This window comes from Mycoplasma sp. Pen4 (assembly GCF_014352955.1).
Taxonomy (GTDB): domain Bacteria; phylum Bacillota_I; class Bacilli_A; order Mycoplasmatales; family Metamycoplasmataceae; genus Mycoplasmopsis.
On the sequence record NZ_CP060691.1, the window covers coordinates 117,539 to 138,677 of the forward strand.

The following is a 21,139-nucleotide window of genomic DNA, read 5'->3' on the forward strand; positions in this document are numbered from 1 at the left end:
TTAATATTTGAAGTGAATTATTTAACAACTAATAAATTTTAGAATCAAGATAAGTTTTTCGAACAAGATTACCTGTATTTTTCCTAAGTAGGCCATTTTGAATTTTGTTTTATTAATATTAGACAAAATAATTAAAATCAAACAATTCATATAAATTTGTTTACAAATTATATGATTCTCAAAGTAGTATAATTTTTTAAAAGAAAATAAGAAACAATTTATACATAAAAAAGGCAAATATGAAATTTAAAAAAATATGAAAAATAGGTTTAATTCTTGGTTCAACAATTCCGTTCACATCACTTGTTTCATGTGCATGCGCAAATGTTGAAACTATTGTTGATTTTAAGATGGAAGCATTAGATCATTTAAATCAAATCAAGAACAATATTTCACAAGTTCAATATTCTCATTTTGTGAAACAAATTAATAACACAGAAACAAAACAAGGTATTGGTGAAATAATAAAATCATTACCTTCATTTAAACGTTTATATAATGAATTATTAGATTCATTTAATAACACAAAACCTGTAATTATTAATAAAAATAATTTTAGTGATTATATTTCAAAGATAACCACATTAGAAGACTTAAGTAAAACTAAGTCTGCATTTAATTCAACTTTAAATAAGATTCAAAAGGCAATTCAAAGTATTAATTCATTATCATCTGCATCATTTGAGACAAGTAAAATTAAAGAATATTCAATTAATTTAATTGATAAATGAGATTCGTTACCTGTTTATAACATAAACGATGAAAAAATAGTTTTATTAACTAGAGAATTGATTTCTAAACTAGAGAACACATATGCTCAAATTACTCAAATTAAAAACAAGTTAGAACCACTTAATGATCCAACATTAGATAGTGAGATTCAAGATATTCAAAATGAATTACCAAATTTAAATATTAATAGCAATTTAGATGAATTTAATCAAAAGATTACTATCCTAGATCAAAAAGTAAATAATTTAAAAGATAAAAAAGATAAAGAAGCTGAAGAAACAACAAACAAAGAATCAACAGAAGATGATAAAACTAAACAAGATAATCATGATAGTGATTCAAGTTCTTCGGTTTCTGATAGTGATACAATAGATGAAAAAGAACCAAAAAATGAAGAATCAACCACTGATAAAGGTGAAAAAGAAACAGATTTAGATGGTAGCGTGGATAATTCAGGAGATGCAGCTCATTCATCAGAAAATAATCACGACTCATCAGAGAATGAAGACACTGATTCTAAATCTGCTGATAATACTGATATAGAAGGAAAAGAAAACGAAAATAGTGATCCATCGTCACAACCTACTACTGATAAAGATGATGCCACTGATTCAAGTGATTCATCTACAAGTGATTCTGTAAACTCAGATGAAACAAAAGAAAAAGATGATCAAGAAAATTCAAGTAATAATCCTGATGTAAACAGCACAAGCGAAACCACAGATACAAACTCATCATCTGAAACTAGCGATCAATCATCGAATGGTGAAAAAGAAACTTCTGATCAAGAAGATAATGAAACAAATACTCATTCATCAGACACTGAGAGTGAAAATGCTAATCAAGGTGATAATGAAAATAGCAATCCTGATGAAACTACAAATAACACTCCAACTACACCAACTGAACCTAAGATTTTAGATAAAACAGAAATAAATAATTATTATGAAACTCACCCAGAAGTTCATAGATATGGTGAAAGTAATTATGATGATTCTTTAAAATTTGATAAAAACATTGATTATGTTAAAAATATTTTAGGAAGAACTGTTTCATTATTTTTTAGATACACTGATGAGACATTTAGTGGTGGGACTGCTTGATTATTGGATTACATCAAGACTGGTGCACCTCATGAAAATAAATACAAATTATTTTTAGCAACCAATTATCACGTAGCGATAGAATTATTTGCCGATGATGATTATGATATTTATAAACAACCAAATAAATTAGCTCAAAAACATATGAAAGAGTTTGTGGTTAGTTTTAATCACAAATATGATGATAGTCTAAAGGATAGCATTTGAACAAAGAAACTTAGAAGCGATTATGTTCACGTAAGACTTAAACCTTCAAAGATGGCAAGAACATTCTTTTTAGCTCAAAACTTCATGGACAAAGCAGTAGTTGATGTTGATAAAAATTATTATGCAGATTTTGCTGTGCTTGAGTGAGATGTAGATTTAGATAATCTACTTGCTCCATCTGATTTAGCATTATCAAATCCCGATACATCTTCTCATGTTGGTGCGTATGAATATAGTCAAGCATCAATTGAATGAAAATTACTTACAGATCATTTAAAAAATGGAATTAAATTAATGGAAGAAAATAAAGCGAGATTAACACACAATGACAAAGTTGTTAATTTAGATAAAACTTCTGATTATCCTTATGCAACTGTAGGAGTTGATTCATTATGATATGCAAGAAATGAATTATTAGGTGCAAAAGGTTTTGAAAGATATAAAAATATTTATGCAGATTCAGACATTATTTATAAAAAATTAGACACTGATGAAAAAATAAATAATATGTCTAAATACATTAATGAAACATTACCAAATTCAAAATATAATCCATTTTCTTATTTATATTCTGCTGGTTATCCAATTCTTGGAATTCGTATCACTACACAAGTAACTGTGCCAGCTGCAGCAAATAATCTTCAAGGTTATAAAAATTATTCAGTTGATAGAAATCTTATTTCTGCTTCATTCGATTTAAATGCAACTGCATCAGCGGATCATGGTCTTAAATTTAACAATGAAGCACAGTCATTATATTATGGTACTGCTTATGAGTTTTTAGGATTTAATCCAGTTATTGGAGGCCAAAGTGGTTCAATGGTAATTGATGAACAAGGCTTAACCGTAGGAATATTATGAGGAACATATGGTGATATTCCATTCTTAGATAATAACAATAAACAAGTTAGATTATATAGACATGCATTTGCTCCATTGATTCAAAACTTCCAATTCAATGGTGAGCACTTAATGAATAATTCTGATGGTAGCCAAACAAGAAAACCATTTAATGTTCGTAGATATAATTTAATTGACGGAACTAATAAAGAGATCTATAAATACCAAAGAGACTCATTTAGAGAAAGATTGATAAAAATATATGGTGATCAATATCAATCATCATTCTTATTTAAGAAAATAAAAACCAGTGAATAGATCATACACACCGCAACAAAATGTTGTGGTGTTTTTGTTATTTTAAAATTTTTTACAACTATGTTTAAGTTAAATTGATATTTTTCTAAATAATGGTGTAAAATCTAAATAGAGATATGGATAGTTGGATGAGCGGTTGAAATCGGCAGCCTCGAAAACTGTTAAAGTGGCAACACTTTCGGGGGTTCGAATCCCCCACTATCCGCCAAATTTATTTTCTAAATTCTGAATTTCAATGATCAGAATTTTTATTTTACCTTTTTAACTATCTATTAGTTTCAAAAGTGACAAAATTCGTGATATTTTACAAAAAATTAATAATAAATTATTAAAAGGTGCTAATTTAGTAAAATTTATGTATCAAAAGGAGTTCAAATGACATCTACAATAATTAAATATTTTGCTAACCAAGATGAAACAAGTTCAACTGTAGTTAACAAATTAAGTGATACATCTAATGCTTTTGCATTATCAAACTATATTTTAGGATCATTTATGATTGTATTTTTCTTAGCTATCATTATGCTTCAATCATCATTTATTAATAGAACAAAGATGATTATTAATCAGTTTTCAGATAATCCTAGTTTTTTTAAAAAAGTAAAACTACCACATTTATTAATGAAATATTGAAAAATTAAATTTATAGTATTTTTTATTAGTGTTGCATTATTTTATTTAATGGCAACATCAACAATTGTCACATCCGTTTTATACTCATATTGAGCATTAAAAGTAGATGGTGTAAATTCAAGTTCAAGTATTTTTTCAACAACATTATCTAAAATTGGTATCACTATTGTGTTTTCGATTTTATCAATGTTCTTCACTTACTATATTTACAAAATTTCTTACAGTATCTATATTTGAAATAAACAAATGAATTTTTGAGAAATTACTGAAACAGGTGATCAAATTTCATATCTTGAATTCCTTGAAACAAAAATTCCAGATAAAGAATGACCAATCAAACAAAACCTTGACAATGCAATCATTAAAAGTAAGAGTACATCTTTAACTTTTAGAATTAGTAGACTTTCACGTGTTGCAAGAAGTAAACAATTACCAAAAGATATCAAAATTGGTAGAACATTATTAGAGACATTTTTTGACTATGACAAAGCAACAGTAAATGACAAAAACTTTACAGATACCGATTTTGTTTTTAACTTAATCACACTATTAAAACGTCTAGAAAAACAAGTAAAATAGCATAATCTTTTATGCTTTTTTTATTGCTAAAAGTGCAAATTTGTTTTATAATTTGAAAGATAAATACATATAACTTATGTATGCATTATATTTTCACAAGAAATAATTTATTTATATTAACAGAACTCAATATATTGAGTTGCTTTGTTTTTATAATTTTAGGAGAAACAATATGAAACCAACACAAATATTCGCACTAGGTGGAGCAGAAGAAATTGGTAAGTCAACTTTAGTTATCGATCATGAAAACCACATTTTCTTAATTGACTCAGGTATTAAATTTGCCGATACTTTTAATACTGGTATTAAGGGGATTATTCCTAATTATTCATACTTAAATCAAAAAGGTAAAACAATTGAAGGTTTATTTGTTACACACGGTCACGAAGATCATATTGGTGGGATTGTTTATTTAGTTAAACAAACTTCACTTAAAAAGATTTTTGCACCTAGAATTGCAATTCAATATTTAAAACTTAAATTCGAAGAACACAGAATTACTAAAGACATCGAATTTATCGAAATTCACAAAAGTGATGTTTATGACTTTCCTAAAGGATGTAAAGTTGATTTCTGAACTGCACAACACTCAATCCCAGATGCATTTGGAGTGAGATTAACAACACCAAATGGTTCATTAATGTGTACGGGTGATTTCAGATTTGATTACACACCAATTGGAAACTATACTGATTTCGCTAGATTAGATGAAATTGGTAAAGATGGTCTTACAGCTTTATTCTCAGATTCAACAAATGCAATGCGTCCAAATCACTCGCCTTCTGAATCAGATATTTTAACTGACATTGAAAACCACATGAGATCAGCAAAAAGAAAGATTATTATTACATCTTTTGCCTCAAACTTAACTCGTGTTAAAGTAATTATTGAACTTGCAGCTAAATTAAACAAAAAAGTCATCACATTCGGTCGTTCAATGATTCAAGGGGTTAAAATTGGAAGAAAATTAGGCTACATCAATGTTGCTAATGAGGTTTTAATTGATAAAAAAGATTTACCAAATGTTAAAGACTCTGATTTAGTTATTTTAACAACTGGTTCACAGGGTGAACAACTTGCAGCTTTATCAAGAATGTCTTTTGGTAAACATGCAACAATTAAGATCATGAAAAATGATATGGTTATTTTCTCATCAAGTCCAATTCCGGGTAATAGAATGATTGTTGAATTAATGGTTAACCGTTTATACAAACTTGGTGCAATCATTAAAGAAAATGGTGTGGATGGATATTTACATACATCAGGACATGCTTATAAGTGAGAACATGATAAAATTTTCCAATTAACTAAACCAAAATACTTTATGCCATATCACGGTGATTATCGTATGTGTCTTGTGCATGGTCAAACTGCTGTTGAAAATGGTGTTAAACCTGAAAATGTTTTAATTCCAGCAAAAGGACAAGTGTTTGAAATGTATAAAGGTGAGATTAAATTAACTGATAAAAAAGTTGATTTTGGTCCAATTTATATCGATGGAAATTCTATTTTATCAACATCAGGGAAAATTCTTGAAGAACGTTCACAACTTAAAAATGGTGGTTTTGTAAATATTATTTTCTTATTAGATAAAGAAAAAAATGCAATTGTTACTAGACCACAAATTGTAACTAGAGGTAGTTTCTTTGTTAAAACATCAAAAGAATTAATCGAAGAATCAAAAAGAGTTGCTCATGGTGCTGTTTTATACCACATTAAAAACAACAAAACATGAACAACACAAGAACTTGAAAAAATTATTCAAGAAAGACTTTCATCTCTATTTTATAAAGAAAAACGTCGTAATCCAATCATTATCCCAACTATAATGTATACAAATGAAGAAACAGATCCAAAATTCAAAAAAGTAAAAGTTAAATTCTCAAATTCATCAAATAGTAATGATGAAACAATTTCAAATTTAAAACCATCTAAAGTGGCAAAACTCGCACCAAAAGCAGATGATAAGAAACTTAAAAAATCACAAAAACAACAACTTAAAGACATTAAACAAATTATGTTTGATGATGCAAAAATTGATGAACTTGAATTAGATGAAGAAGATGAAATTTAAAAACATATTGCTGTAAAAGGCAATATGTTTTATTTCAATTTTAAGAATGATAAAACTTCAAAGTGATGTGTATTTGGAAACATATCAAAACCTTGAATATATTCTAATTCATATAAATCATTTATTTCTTTAATATCTCTAATTAGTGTTCTTGCATCGCAAGACATATAGATGATGTTTTTTGGATTATTTGTTTTGATAAAGTTGATCATTTCTTTTTCAATACCGGCTCTAGGTGGATCTAAAATTAATAATGACTTAGAGAAATCTAAGTTGTTTTTATTTAGTTTTTGAATAAATCTATTCGCATCACCAACAATGTATTCACCTTTTACATTATTGTTTTTAGCATTTACTCTAGCTGTAAATATTGATTCTGGTGAAATGTCAAAACCATTTATTTTTGTGTCTGGATTACCAACTATCTGAGATATTGCTCCAGCGCCACAATATGCATCAATAATATGTTTTGGTTGCAACTCATTAACTTTATTTTTCATTAAATTAAAGATATGATCTGCTACATCATTATTAATTTGAAAGAAACCGTTTATATCTATGCAAAAGTCTTTTTGATTTAATGACATTAAGAATTTTTCTTTATTATATTTTGTCTTAAATGGATATTTATGATTAAAAGGTATATATTCAAAATTAGCTATACTTTTGATCTCTAAAATCTCTTTAATTAATTCTTGTGATAAGAAATCTGGACACTTAGAAATTAATTGTGCTGAAATTAAATTTTTATTATTGCAACGTAATACTATTGAAGCATTAAAATTATCAATTTTATTACCTTTTAAATCTATAACATAGTCTTTAAAGGTTTCATTCATAATATCTAATATTTTATTTAACGTTTCATTTAAAACTTCTTGGTTTTGCACGAAACTATCTGTTTTAATTGTTTTATGTGTACCTGTTATTATTTCTGTAGCTTGAATTTTATTGTCAATAATATTTAATGGGTATGTACATTTATTTCTATAATTAAGTTCTTTTGGTGATTTATATAAATCATGATAAATAGAATCTAATTCATTTAAATCAGTAATTAAATTACGATTTAATAAGTTTTTAAAATAGTTATTTTTAAATTCTACTTGTGCATCATATTTGTAGTTAATTAAATGTGCAGAATAAATACATTCATATCTTTGATCTTTTCTGTTATCACTACTTTTGTGAAGTTTTATCACTTTACCAAAGGCAAATTTAGATAAAACATCAGTTACTAAAACATCAGCAATTTCACCTGGGAAGAAATCATAAATAAAAATAGGTTTATTGAATTCACGATTAACTCCTAAACCTTCATAAGTTAAATCTTGACATTCAATTTTGATGACTTGATTTTTAATTAGTTTTGACATAAGTATAAAATGTGAATTTTCCCATATTTTTTGTTTTTGAATTCAGTGAATTTATCAGGGATAACCAATTCTCTTGGATCATCAGTTTCAATGATTATTTCAAAACCTTCTTCAAGAATATCTCTTTGTGCTAGTTCTGAAAGTATTTTATTTACTAATTCATATTCTCTATAAGGTGCATCAATATATACGAAATCATATTTTTGAGATGTTCTTGAAACAAAATCTAAAGCATCTGCTTTGATAAGGTTAATTTTGTCTTGTGTTTTAGTTTTTAAAATATTCTTTTTTGCAACTTCAAAAACTTCTCTATTTAATTCGATTGCATCAACACTTTTTGCACCACGACTGATGCTTTCAATAGCTCATGCTGCTGAACCAGTGAATAAATCAAGACAATTGGTATCAACAACCTTAAATTGAATACTTGAAAATACTGCTTCTCTTACTCTATCTGTTGTTGGTCTTGTAAATTTATCAGATGGTTGTTCTATTTGTAAACCACGTAATTCTCCTGCGATAATTCTAATCATAAAAACTCCTTAAATATTATTAATTAATGATTAAATTATATTTTATTATTCAGTATATTAGGTAAAACATTTATAATAATGCTATGAGATTAAGATTTGACAAAACAGCAGAAGAAAATATTAGAAAATCACCTTACTTTTTAAATGAATTTCCAATTAAATTACAAGCTAATGATGTGCTTGAAATTGGAGCAGGTAAAGGTGAAATGATTGCACAGTTGGCTAAAATGAACCCAAATACAAGATACATTGCATTTGAAAAATACCCAACTGTAGCAAATAAAATTATTAAAAAAATTGATGAAAATAATTTAACAAATTTATATGTAGTTACAAAAGATGCTAAAGACTTAAATGAACTTTTTGAAGGGAATATCGACACAATTTGACTTACATTTAGTGACCCATGACCCAAAAACGCTCATGAAAAAAGACGTTTAACATACAAAACATTTTTAGCACAATATGCACCATTACTTGGTGAAAATGGAAAATTATATTTCAAAACTGATAATGATAAATTATTTGAATATTCAGTTGAATCATTACAACTTAATAATTGAGAAATCATTGACCAAACAACAGATTTACATAACTCTAAATATGCCGCAAATAACGTGCAAACAGGTTATGAAACTAAGTGATCCCAATTAGGTAAAAACATTAATTTCTTAATTGCAAAACCTAAAAGATAATTAAGATATGTTTAAAATATCTTGTCACCCAGACCAAGATCAAATAATTATTTTTGGAACTATCTGCAAGTTTAAATGGTTATTTATCAGTGGTTATGGTAAAGATAATTATATTTATGATTCGCAAAATAAGAAATTAACTATTTTTTGTGATTTAAAACATAAAGAAAACCCACTTAAACTCAAGACGATTTTAATCGCTACATTAAAGGATATTTTGCTCAAATATATCATTGATAGACAAACGTATTTTTCAAAAATAATGAATGTTGAAGATTCTACAATTTCTAGTATCGGAGCTATCGAGACTTGAACACTAGGCGCAAATACTATTAAACGTATTGCTGGTAATATCAAAGCACACACAATTAGATATTCTGGTCGTTTAATTTGTTTTGATAAAGAAATTATTGATGCTGTGATAATTCATGAATTAGGTCATAATAAACATCGTAATCATAGCAGGGATTTTTGAAACTTCCTTGAGAGTTGTTTTAATGGGTATATTGAGTACAATAAAACCTTAAATAAAATTGCATTTACAGCAAGAAAAAGTAGCGCTAAAGTTGTCTTTGAATTAGTGCAATATGATGATGAATAAGTCTTGATAGGCTTATTTTTTATTTTTGTTGATTTCTTTATTGTTTTACTCCTGCAAGTAGTGCGCAATATGTTAAAATTTAATATATATGTCTTATTTATAAAATAAGACAACAAAATGTCAAAAGGAGAATTATGAGATTATCAATTATTTCATTAGTAGGTGATGATAGTAAACAAGTTGCATCATACTTAGAATCGTTAAAAAATCAAGAAAATCAAAACTTTGAAGTTGTTTTATGTATTAACAAAAAAACACAAGCAAAAGCAATCTATCAAGTTGTACAAGAATACTACCATTTCTTTGGAAGTAGATTAATTGTCATTTACAACACAAAAGAAAATTCATATCAATTTAACTTGGTTAGTGCATTTAGAGTTATCAAAGGTGATTTTGTCACAATTAAGAACTCTGAAGTTGTCTTAAAACGTACATTTGTAGATGATTTATTAACACAAGCAGTTAGATTTAATGTTGATGTTTTAGAATTTAAACCACGTTTAGTTGGTTCAATTCGTTTTAAACCAAAAGAAAGAATGGTGTTAGATAAAGTTGTTGATATTAACAAAAACCCACAAATTTATGCTTACACATTCCCATTTATCTTTAACAAAGTGTTTAAAAAATCACTTGTTAAGAAAATGGTGAAACATCATGTTGTAAATACTAATGACACAAAAATGTGTATGGAAGTAAATTACATCTTATTACTTAAAGCTAAAACTTATAAGTATTTAGATTATTGTTTAAATCGTGAATATATCGATGAATCTATCTGATTGATTCCAAGTAATGTTGATAAAACATTTGCTTACTTAGAAAACTATGCAAAAATTAATGAACTCAAAGTTAGTCAAGAGTTAATGTATGCATATTTCTATTGTCTCAAAATTCTCTTCTCTGGTTTCATACATGAAACATACTTCTTCTGAAGACATTTTGTTTCAATAAAAACAATTGAGGAATTAAGAATCAAACGTGGTAAGTTAGCGATTGATCGTCATGCTAAAACCATCGCAGATTTAGAAAACTCACAAAAATATCAAGAATTTATTACAACAAATGTTTATGCATCAAAAGATAACATTGAAACAAAAATGTTAAAAACAAAATACAGTCAAATTATCAAAGATAAAATTTTAGATAATCTTGAATAATGTATAAAAACGCTCCTTTTTGAAAACGTTTTGGAACTAACTTAATTGATCTTGCTATTGTTATTGGATTTTGTATATTGATTTACATCGCTGGCGGATCTAGTCAGCCTGCATCAGACAAAACCCAACAAGGCTTAGATCCAAAATTCTTTTACACATCAATATCTTTAAGTATAGTTCTGATAAATTTCTATTATTTAATCACACCAATTTTCTTTCATGGACGAACTATTGGGATGTTGATTTATAAAATAAAAATAATTGATACAGATACAAAGGATTTCAAGTATTACAAATTAATTATGCGTAATATATTAGGTTCAATCTATGTGTCTGTATTATTAATTATTGTAATGGCTGTAATTGATCCATCAAATGATTTTGTTTATGCACCAGATAAAGATGGAGTCTCTAAGTTAGTCTTCAAATTTCAAACTATAAAAGAATCAAAAGATTTTACAACTCATGACCAAATTGTTCAATTAGCAACAGGTGTTGTTGCGGCATTATTTAGTTTATGACTTGCAATTAATACTATTGGTTATGCGATGAATATTATTTATTCTAAAAAACTCTCTCTTGTGGATTTGGTTTCATCCACAAGAATCGTTAATCAAGAACCACAAGCAACAATAGATGTTAAAGAAATTCATTTATTACCATTCTTTGACACCACTCGTAAATGAAAATACTTTAAAGATACAACTACTATAGGAGAATAATTTATGGAATTAATCAAAACTGATCTTTTAGCAGATCTTAATGAGACACAGCGTGAAGCAGTTACACATTTTGATTCACACTTAAGAATTGTTGCTGGTGCTGGTTCAGGTAAAACGAGAGTTTTAACTAGAAAAGTAGCACACTTAATTAATGATATCGGTATTCCTCCTAAGAGAATTTTAGCCATGACCTTCTCTAACAAGGCTACAAACGATATGAAACAACGTATTGTGCAATATTGTTCAAAATCTAAAAAAGAGTTGAATATTTTTACATTCCACTCTTTTTGTGCTCGTGTGTTAAGAAAACACATTCGTGCATTAGGTTTTCGTCCAGATTTTACAATTATTGATGATAAAGATAAAGAACAAGTATTATCAGATATTTATACTCGTTTACAAATTTCAAGTCATGATATTAGTTACAAAAATATGATTGAATATATTTCATATGCTAAAACACGTGAAATTTTTACTGGACATGAATTAGCAGAAGAACGTGGTGAAACAATTGATGATATTGTTCCAAAAGTATTTCAAGAATACTTAAATGATGTTATTTTAAAGGGAGCATTAGATTTCGATGATTTAATCTCACTTACTAAGTTATTATTCAGTACACACCCAGAGATAGCAGATGAATATCGTGAACAATTTAGATATGTTTTAATTGATGAGTTTCAAGATATCTCAAGAGTACAATACGAAGTTTTCAAAGTTATTATTGGACCTAAAACAGTTGCGACAATTGTTGGAGATCCTGATCAAACAATTTATAACTGACGTGGTGCAGATGTTAATTTAATCCTTGATTTTGATAAAGATTTTGAAAACACCAAAACTGTTGTGCTTGATACTAATTATCGTTCTACAAATACGATTCTTGATGCCGCAAATGAATTGATTTCACACAACAAAAATCGTTTAGATAAAAAACTTAAATCCGCAAATACAAACCGTGAAAATGAACCTGAAATTGAATACTACCATGGATTTAGCCCAGAAGCTGAAGCTAGATGAGTAGTTCAAAAGATCAATGAACTTAAAAAACAAAAAACACAATTAAAAGACATTGCGATTTTATATAGAACCAATTACTACTCACGTCCATTTGAGGAAGCATTAATTGAAGAAAATATTAACCACAAAATCTTCAATGGTGTTAAATTCTTCCAACGCGCTGAAATTAAAGACACAATTGCTTTCTTAAGAACAATTGCCGAGCAAAAAGATATTGCATTTGAACGTATTATTAATGTTCCAAACCGTGGTATTGGTGAAAAAACATTACAAAAATTGCGTGACTATGCAAAAAGCATAAACAAATCATTGTTTAGAACATTACATGAAAACATCAAAGAACTTCCAATTCCTAAGTCAAAAATTAAAGAAGTGATATTCCCGTTAATGAAAACATTAATTAAATATTGCAAGGCACTTAGAACAAATAAGATTTGACTTACTTTAAATATGCTTCTTGAAGAAATTGGTTACTATAAACATATTGAAAATAACGAAAACTTACGTGGATCAGCAGTTGATAATGTTCGTGAGTTAATTAACTCAATTAAAACTTGAGAAGAAACTAAAGGAAACCAAAACAAAACAGTTATTGATTATTTAAACATGGTTTCATTATGAACTATTCAAGATGATTATGATAATGTTCCAAATTATGTTTCGATGATGGCAGTTCACTCTGCTAAAGGACTAGAATTCGAAAACGTCTTTATCGTAGGACTTTCTGAAGGTATTTTCCCACATGATAATGTTTTATTAAGCTCAAAAAGTTCAAAAGAAAAGAAAAAGAAATTTGCTAAAAAAGGTACATACGACACCGATATTGAAGATGAAAGAAGATTGGTTTATGTTGCTGTAACACGTACTAAACAAAAATTATTCCTTAGCGATTCTCGTGGTAAGTTACTTGGAACAAGTGAAGAAAAAAGACCATCTCGTTTTATCTCAGAAATGGGTATTAATCTTAATGACACAATCATTGGTTACAATGAACGTGTAAAACGCATTGGTTTTGATGATGAAAACAAAGAAATCCATAATACAAAGATTGTTGTGGGAGATATCATCTCACATACAACATTTGGGGAAGGTGAAGTTGTTGAAGTTACAAGCGATGAAATAGTTGTTAAATTTATCAAAGATAATGAAACTAAAACATTAAATAAAAACCACTCATCATTCCAAGTGGTTGTTCCGCAAGTTGTTGTAACTTCTCAAAAATAGCTTATGATCATAGCTCTAATTATTTTTGTAATAATAGCATTAGTGTTATTGACAACTGTCTTTATATTTGCTTTTTATTACTTTTATTATCGTTCATCATCAGGCATTATCACATTTAAAATTGATAATAATAATGCGCGTGTAATGCGTGATAATGACCGAAATCGTTTTTTATCAACTATCTTTGATACTAAAAAAGTTAATTTTGATAAATATCATTTCATCCCATTAGATACATTTTTAAACATCATCCAACCAAAACAACGTAAGTTGCTTGAAAATCACTTAAGCGAAAACTTAGAACGTAAATATTCAATGAAAATCAATGCTAATCCTGATTTTTATAAGAACCTAGGTTGAATTGAAAAAATTATTGTTCAATTTGATAAGTGATTTTCATTTATAACTACATATCATTTAAAAATAGTACCAACAGGTGTTGTTGGTGAATATACATGTTTTATTAAATGACAAAGACAAAAGGATAAGCATCGCTTTAATTTTGAAATTGCACCACTTCAAGTCAATGAAACTACAAACCAAGATAAGATATACAAAGAAAATTTAGTAGTTGGATTTGCATTAAAACCTTATTACTTTGATAAAAAAATTGATAATGAAATTTTAGATGACATAATAAAAACATTTAACTTTACTACTAAATCGGTGCGGATTTATCGTGAAGACGGAATTATCTATATGATTTCAAAATTAAGTCGTAGAAATTCATTAAAACGAGCAACTGAGTTGGTTAATGGTTTTAATCGTAATATGGCTACAGATAAGATGTTTTTATCTGCGACTGCATTTCAAATGGATAAAGTTAATTCAACTTTTTCAAAATCAATTTTAATTAACTTATTACAATATTCTTTATTTAATATCATTAATGATCCAACACAATATAGTAAATTTACTGGTTTTAATCTTAAAACAATTGAAACACCTGAATATAAAATATTTGTTAATAACTTGAATCGTTATATTAATGAAAACAATAATATTGCATTGTATCCAGATGATACACGATACCTAAAAATGCTTAAATTTAGTTTCTTTAGAAAATATGCAACAAATCAAAAGATTGCATACGCAGTTGCAAATATTAATTTAGAAAAAGAAAGCAACAATAGTGATGAAACTAAAAAATGAATTGAATTCTTTAATAAGATTCCATTCTTAAATTATAAAAATGAACATAGTTGATATAAATATATCTCTAATGCTTCAAGAATATCACAACAAAATAAACAACAAAAAACCACAATTCTTGTCAAAGTTTCTCAAGAAACCTTCTTGAATAAAGAGTTAAATCTTACAGATAAAACGCCAGTATGTTTAATTTATGCATATAATAATATGTTTAATTCATACGAGTTAAAACAAAAGATCAGTAAGTGTTTCTCACAAAAAATTCCAACAGCGTTATATATTAATAAGGTTGATAAATCAATTATTAACATCTTGAATGATTCTAAAATTAATGTGCTTGTGATTGGAAAAAATATTTCAGAGAACTTACATCAAAACAAGAATTACTTAGATTGTGTTGGAATTGTCAACCTAGCAAAGAACAATAAAATCAAAGTTGTTTATGAAGATGTTCGTGAAGATTTAGATCCATTAATTGTGCAAAAAACTAAACTAGATGTTTATTATAAAACTAATGATAATGACAAATAAAACACCTTAAATAAGGTGTTTTAGGAACCGAGAAATGTTGGTGTGTAGCGATACACACTAACATTTTTTTATACTTGCTGCTTCTAAAAAAGGAGAAGGCAATGCAAGATAAATTGTGAGAAGCGTTAGCAACTGTTGATTTTAAAATTAGCAAACATTTAATGAAAAGAATTGGTAGAAGCAAAATAATGATTATTATGTTTGCTTTAATGCTCCATATGAAAGAGAAAGGTATCACCATAACTTTACAAGCATTTATGGAGTTCGGTTTAAAGTATGACAGTACACAAAAAAATATGAAGAAACTCGAAAAGATGAACTTTGTTAGAAAAACAAGAAGAGTTAAAAATCTTTACTGAGAATACAAGGTAGTTAGAGCATCAAGAATTAAAGGACAAACTAACGATTGACTAGAACTTAAAACTAAAACAGATTGAGTGCTATTTTTGCAAGGAAATCTAACTACTGTTAAACTGTATCAATTCATAATTTCAAGCGCTAAAAAATCTCACAATAAAATCACATTAAATCTCTCAAATAAAAAACTACAAAAATACACTGATGAAATCTCAAGAAAGACAATTTATAACCACTTGAAAATCATCGCTAAATTTGTTTTTAAAGATAAGTACAAAAATATTTTTAATATAAACAAAAAATCATTTTTAAAGAGAGCAAGAATAACAAAAAATTTCCTAACCTTACAAGAATATAAAAATGCAATTATTTCAAGAAGCACACCAACTTCACAAAGAAATTTATTATCGAATATTAGTTATTTAAATTGCATTAAATGTTCTTCAAAAAAACTTTCATTACAAAATAATCACTATCAACACTTTTTCTCAAGAGATGGTAAGTGCATTTGATGAACCAAAAATAAAAGTTGCAAAACATACATTCATCAACCATCAATGGAACACTACAACTACGAACCAAGTTCTATTCGTTGAACTAGAAAGCGTTCAATAGATGTAAATACTTTTTTAAATAGTGTTGCTTAGCAAATTATTACCCATTATAAATATATAAATATATTTATATAATACGTGCTTTGCACATATTATGCTTTGTTTTGTTGCGGAACCACTAAAAAAAGAAAGGAATTAGACTATGTTTGACATTTCAAATAGAAAAGATGATGTTTTTTGTTGAATAAATTTCGAAAAATTTAATTTCAATGCTTTTGATAAGGTTTTACCTCCTTGCGATGATATAGAATGCAAAATATCTGGTTTTCAACATTTATGCATCGAAAACAACATAGAACTTTTGGAAAATAGATTTGGAAACAATAACAAATCATTGCACTTAAAATTCAAAAATCAAAAAGATTTATCAAAACTATTAAAACTTTTTTACAAACTAGACAATAACACCATTTTGAATAGTGTTATTAAAGTTAATATGGTTAAGACTAAAGAATACACCTTATCTTGAAAAGATAATTAGACATTAAAATGAGTAATTCTAATGACGCTGTTTTTGTTCAATTTGAATTCACTAAATTTGGTGTTGATAAAAAACAAAAAGTAGGACAAAAAGGTGTTCACGACTTTGAATTTTATACATCTGGTAATTACCTAAATTACATTTCTCGTGAAGAAGCTGTTTATATTCAAGATAACAATTCATCAACAGAAGAATTGAAAAGAAATTACCTAACATCAAATTTAACTTTTGATGAATGATATAAATCAAAAACAAAAGCAGCAAGCAAGAGTGATAAAAGTGGTGTTTATAAACTGTTTAGCGATCGTGCTGATGATTTAAATGAAAAAGAAATTAAAGAATTAAATAATCACGTTAAAAAATTGAGCAAAGAACAAAATATCTGAGAAATGATAATCAACCTTGGAGATGTTGATGGCGAGAAATATTTCTTTGTAGATAAAAACCAATGAAATGATGTTTTGTCGAGAACATTAAGTGGTTTGTTAAAAAACAATGGACTTAAACCAAAAGACATTGATGGTTTTTACACTTTACACGCTAATACCGGTAAACCGCATCTACATTTGTGTTTTTATGAAAACAAACCATCATTTAGAAATGGCACATATCGTCCAAAAGGGGCATTTAAAAAAGAAAGCATTAGTCATTTTGCACAAATGTTTAAAGCTGAAGTTACTAACCCCACCGAGTTAGCGAAACTTCAAAATATTAAATCAACGATTTGAAATGATAAAAAAATGATTAAAGCTGATTTAAAAAATAGATTAAATGATTTCTCAAGCGACTTTAATGTTCTTAGCAAAATTAGACAAATTAAACACGAGTATTACAAAGAACAAGGAGAACATAAAACAAGTTATGGTTGATTAAATAAAAATCAATCATCTAATTCACAAAAACTTATCAAAGAACTTGCTTATTGACTTTTAGAAACTGATACTTCCCTTTCAAATAAATATAAAAGTTTCAAAAACCAAATCTTTCAGTTAATTAATTTAAAAACCAATAATCAGTTTTTAGAAAAGCAAAAACAAGATTTCTTAGAAAGTGAATTTAATGAGTTAGAAAGCGCTTTATGTAATCTAGTCTTGAATTTAGTTGTTAATACACCAACTCAACAATTATCAGACTGGTTTAACCCTAATAAACGCAAAAATACACTCGATTATTTAATTAAAAAATGAATTTATCAAGCAAACAGAGTTCTAGATGAGAAAGAATATCAAGCAAAACAAAATTATAAGCACAACATAGCACAAGGTAGATAAAGGAGTTATGAAATATGACGTTTAAAAAAGATTCGATACTTTGAATTGTATTAAAAGCACTTCTTTGTTTTATTATTCTTCCTACACTTGCTTTCATAATTGTCTCGTTGACTTTGCATATTGTTCATTTTGGTTCAAAAGTTTTATCTAATGTTCTTAATAAACACATTTCATTAAAATAAACTCATTTCATTTTATGAGAAACTGCTAAAAACCATTCTTATTATCGTTGATACCTTATCGGCATTCCATTAGCAATAGCAATCATTTCTTTCTTATATTTCTTTACAACTGGAAAAGGAAACAAAAAAACAAAAAGTAAATGTGGTTGATTATGAAATCAAGTTAAACATTTAGGTTCTTGAAAAAAATTCCACAAAACATTTAAAGAACCAACCGATAACTTTTGTTTTGGTGTATTAAATAAAAAATTCTATTCTGATAAAAAAGATAATCACGCAATTGTTCTTGGTACTTCAGGTAGTGGTAAGACACAAAAGGTTTTATTACCCAATATCGAGTATATGGCGACACATCATAAACCTAACTTAGTTTTAACCGACCCGAAAGGCGAAATTCTAAGTCTTAGTGGAAATATTTTAAAAGAAAACGGTTATGACATCAAGGTGCTTGATTTAATGAATATCAAAGATAGTATTCTCTGAAACCCTTTATTCCCCGCCTGAGAAGCAATTCATAAGTCGCCAAAAAATCTAAACCTAACTTTAAAAGAACAAGAAAATGAGAATGCTGATGAAGAAATTACAATGAAAGTATCTGAATGAGAAATTGCGGAAGCATTTAAAGAAATAGAAACTTTAGTTGATGCAATTGCAATCGGTATATCTGATGGTGGAAGTAAAAGAGATATTTGAGAACGTAATGGAAAGGTAACTGTAAATATTATTCTTAAATTTATGTTGCTCTACTCAATTCAAGAAGCAAGTTTTAAACTTGAAAACTTCAATTTATCATCAGTTCTTGAATTTTTAGAATTGCAACAATTTAAAAATGGTGCTTGAACAAAAATACTTCAACAAAATAAAGAACAACAATATTGAAAAAGTCTTTTTGATATATGAAAAACACAAGCATCAATCAATGATGATACATTGACTTCTACGTTATTTAATGCAACAGATATTATTGGGCCGTTTTCAAAAAACCCTGAACTAGTAACACTAACAAGTAGAAACAACTTTGTTTTATCGGAATTATTCAAAGAAAGTCCTGAGAAACCTTTTGCACTTTATATTCGTTATAACGATGCAGAAGCATCAACTAAATTCTTGATAACAATATTTGTTACTCAAGTTTATAATGCTGCAATTAAATTTACAAGAACAATTAAGAATAATCAATTACCAAGATCGCTTTATTTCTTATTGGAAGAATTTAACACTTTAGCAAATATAGATATTGCTGATTGAATGGCGATATCACGTTCAAGAAAAATATTCTTTATGTTAATCTTGCAAGATTTTGAACAATTAGCAAAATATGCAAATGGTCGCAAAGGAGATGAATTAATTAAAAATCAAGCACAAATACTTTATTACTTGCATACTAATTCAGTCGATTCGATGAATACAATTTCTAAACTTCTAGGAAAGGTTGAAGTTGAAAAAGTTTCAACAACCGCATCTAAGAATGGAACATCAGAAAGTACATCAATCATAGAAAAAGATTTAATGTCTGTTGATGAACTTAAAACAAAAGATACTGATGAGATGATAGTTTTTACTGCTGGTTATAAACCATTCTTATTTAAACCAAAACCCTTTTATAAGATGCACGATTTAAGCAAATTAGAAAAATATGTTGTTGAAAGACAATGAAATGAAAATAAAGATAATTCAATATTTAGTTTCGATTACTCATCAATGCTAAAAAAGAAAGTTAAAAAAGAATTACCAACTCAAGAAAATAAAAATTCCCCATCACATTATGATGAAGAAATCGCTAAAAACACTTCAGATAATCGAATTAAATTGCCAGAAGTTGCACTTCCAAAACAACAAGATACCCCACCTGAACTACTTGCACAACAAAATTATAGTTATGCAAAAGTTCTTTTAAGAAGCATTGATGAATAACGAACAATATAAATCATCTGAAGGTATCTTTAATACGATTATAGAAAATGCTGAATATGTTTTAAATACTTTTATTGCTTCAAATTTTATTTTCAATGCATTTATTCAATTTGTTAAACTGCAAGTTAATCAATTTGACTTATTCACTCTTTTACACTTATTCTACATATCACAAATTGTTAATAATAATCAAAATGAAGTATTTTTATATGAATGACAAGCAAAAGAAATTGGTTCAGAGTACGAAACTTCAACCAAAGAACAAATAATTGGTGTTTGTACATTGAAAAATAACACTACTAAGAAGTTTTACAAGTATCAAATAATAGGCGTGATACCTAAAAGAACTAGACAAAATTCATATCGTATGATAATGCAACAAGCAAAATTAAGAAATATTTGAGATGTACTAAAAGAACATTTATCAAAGTATTACAACTTTTTTGAGTGCTCGTCTCCCCAAAAACAAGCGATTGATTTAGACAATAGAAAAATTTACGTATTTGAAAAAACAAAAACTATAGAGCTGTTGCTTTTAGCTGAGATTGCATTAAATTTCAAAAATAATCAAGACTTTTGAAATGCTAATAATCAAGAAACAACTACCATGACATTAATTTGATTACATTCATTCTATAATGCGCACCTAAAAAATAGTGCAAAGTTATCAAAATTAACAAAATTATTAAATTTTTTAAATAATGATGAATTGAATTCCATCAAAATTGAAATCTTGCAAAAAACTTTTGATTTAGCATTGAAAATTTTTAACAAGATTGGACATAGTGATGAAACATTCAAGTTAATGACTGAAAAATAATAA

General features: G+C 27.3%; 16 protein-coding genes and 1 tRNA gene. 15 read left to right on the forward strand and 2 right to left on the reverse strand.

Annotated elements, in window-relative coordinates:
- The first annotated feature begins 239 nt into the window (after positions 1 to 239).
- From H9M94_RS00485 to H9M94_RS00500, 4 genes are all read left to right on the forward strand, one after another.
- The gene (locus H9M94_RS00485) at positions 240 to 3,200 is read left to right on the forward strand and encodes an MIP family Ig-specific serine endopeptidase (RefSeq protein WP_187469647.1); all 2,961 of its coding nucleotides are present in this window, start codon (positions 240 to 242) and stop codon (positions 3,198 to 3,200) included.
- Between the two features lie 118 nt (positions 3,201 to 3,318).
- Positions 3,319 to 3,408 (forward strand) — tRNA-Ser (locus tag H9M94_RS00490).
- A 167-nt stretch (positions 3,409 to 3,575) separates the two neighbouring features.
- A complete protein-coding gene (locus tag H9M94_RS00495) occupies positions 3,576 to 4,412 on the forward strand; it encodes a hypothetical protein (protein ID WP_187469648.1) in 837 nt (278 codons plus the stop codon).
- Positions 4,413 to 4,584: 172 nt separating this feature from the next.
- On the forward strand, positions 4,585 to 6,486 hold the full coding sequence (locus H9M94_RS00500) for a ribonuclease J (protein WP_187469649.1): 1,902 nt from the start codon (positions 4,585 to 4,587) through the stop codon (positions 6,484 to 6,486).
- Between the two features lie 29 nt (positions 6,487 to 6,515).
- On the opposite strand, the gene rlmD is transcribed toward H9M94_RS00500, so the two are convergent.
- Both rlmD and rsmD read right to left on the reverse strand, forming a co-directional pair.
- Entirely contained in the window at positions 6,516 to 7,862 is a 1,347-nt protein-coding gene (rlmD, locus tag H9M94_RS00505; RefSeq protein WP_187469650.1) for a 23S rRNA (uracil(1939)-C(5))-methyltransferase RlmD, read from the reverse strand.
- Complete coding sequence (gene rsmD / locus H9M94_RS00510; RefSeq protein WP_187469651.1) at positions 7,850 to 8,395, reverse strand: 16S rRNA (guanine(966)-N(2))-methyltransferase RsmD; 546 nt, start codon at positions 8,393 to 8,395, stop codon at positions 7,850 to 7,852. The genes rlmD and rsmD overlap by 13 nt, the downstream gene beginning before the upstream one ends.
- Before the next feature lie 83 nt (positions 8,396 to 8,478).
- Between rsmD and trmB the strand changes: the two genes are divergently transcribed.
- The 11 genes from trmB to H9M94_RS00565 all read left to right on the forward strand — a co-directional run bounded on the left by trmB (position 8,479) and on the right by H9M94_RS00565 (position 21,136).
- On the forward strand, positions 8,479 to 9,090 hold the full coding sequence (gene trmB, locus H9M94_RS00515) for a tRNA (guanosine(46)-N7)-methyltransferase TrmB (protein ID WP_187469652.1): 612 nt from the start codon (positions 8,479 to 8,481) through the stop codon (positions 9,088 to 9,090).
- Positions 9,091 to 9,097: 7 nt separating this feature from the next.
- Complete coding sequence (locus tag H9M94_RS00520) at positions 9,098 to 9,691, forward strand: M48 family metallopeptidase (protein WP_187469653.1); 594 nt, start codon at positions 9,098 to 9,100, stop codon at positions 9,689 to 9,691.
- Between the two features lie 134 nt (positions 9,692 to 9,825).
- On the forward strand, positions 9,826 to 10,848 hold the full coding sequence (locus H9M94_RS00525) for a glycosyltransferase (protein WP_187469654.1): 1,023 nt from the start codon (positions 9,826 to 9,828) through the stop codon (positions 10,846 to 10,848).
- On the forward strand, positions 10,848 to 11,570 hold the full coding sequence (locus tag H9M94_RS00530) for an RDD family protein (RefSeq protein WP_187469655.1): 723 nt from the start codon (positions 10,848 to 10,850) through the stop codon (positions 11,568 to 11,570). Before H9M94_RS00525 ends, H9M94_RS00530 begins: the two co-directional genes overlap by 1 nt.
- Positions 11,571 to 11,573: 3 nt before the next feature.
- Positions 11,574 to 13,814, forward strand: a complete 2,241-nt coding sequence (locus H9M94_RS00535; protein WP_187469656.1) for an ATP-dependent helicase — start codon at positions 11,574 to 11,576, stop codon at positions 13,812 to 13,814.
- A 3-nt stretch (positions 13,815 to 13,817) separates the two neighbouring features.
- Positions 13,818 to 15,497: an MHO_4530 family protein gene (locus H9M94_RS00540; protein ID WP_187469657.1), complete on the forward strand. Its 1,680-nt coding sequence runs from the start codon at positions 13,818 to 13,820 to the stop codon at positions 15,495 to 15,497.
- Between the two features lie 101 nt (positions 15,498 to 15,598).
- Positions 15,599 to 16,501 carry a hypothetical protein gene (locus tag H9M94_RS00545; protein WP_187469658.1) on the forward strand — a complete coding sequence of 301 codons (903 nt, stop codon included), beginning with the start codon at positions 15,599 to 15,601 and terminating at the stop codon, positions 16,499 to 16,501.
- A gap of 109 nt (positions 16,502 to 16,610) precedes the next feature.
- On the forward strand, positions 16,611 to 16,949 hold the full coding sequence (locus H9M94_RS00550) for a hypothetical protein (protein WP_187469659.1): 339 nt from the start codon (positions 16,611 to 16,613) through the stop codon (positions 16,947 to 16,949).
- 8 nt (positions 16,950 to 16,957) lie between these two features.
- Positions 16,958 to 18,220 (forward strand): hypothetical protein, encoded by a 1,263-nt coding sequence (locus H9M94_RS00555; RefSeq protein ID WP_187469660.1) that lies wholly within the window; start codon positions 16,958 to 16,960, stop codon positions 18,218 to 18,220.
- A 419-nt stretch (positions 18,221 to 18,639) separates the two neighbouring features.
- On the forward strand, positions 18,640 to 20,316 hold the full coding sequence (locus H9M94_RS00560; protein WP_255483483.1) for a type IV secretory system conjugative DNA transfer family protein: 1,677 nt from the start codon (positions 18,640 to 18,642) through the stop codon (positions 20,314 to 20,316).
- A complete protein-coding gene (locus tag H9M94_RS00565) occupies positions 20,309 to 21,136 on the forward strand; it encodes a hypothetical protein (protein ID WP_187469662.1) in 828 nt (275 codons plus the stop codon). Before H9M94_RS00560 ends, H9M94_RS00565 begins: the two co-directional genes overlap by 8 nt.
- Positions 21,137 to 21,139: the final 3 nt, after the last annotated feature.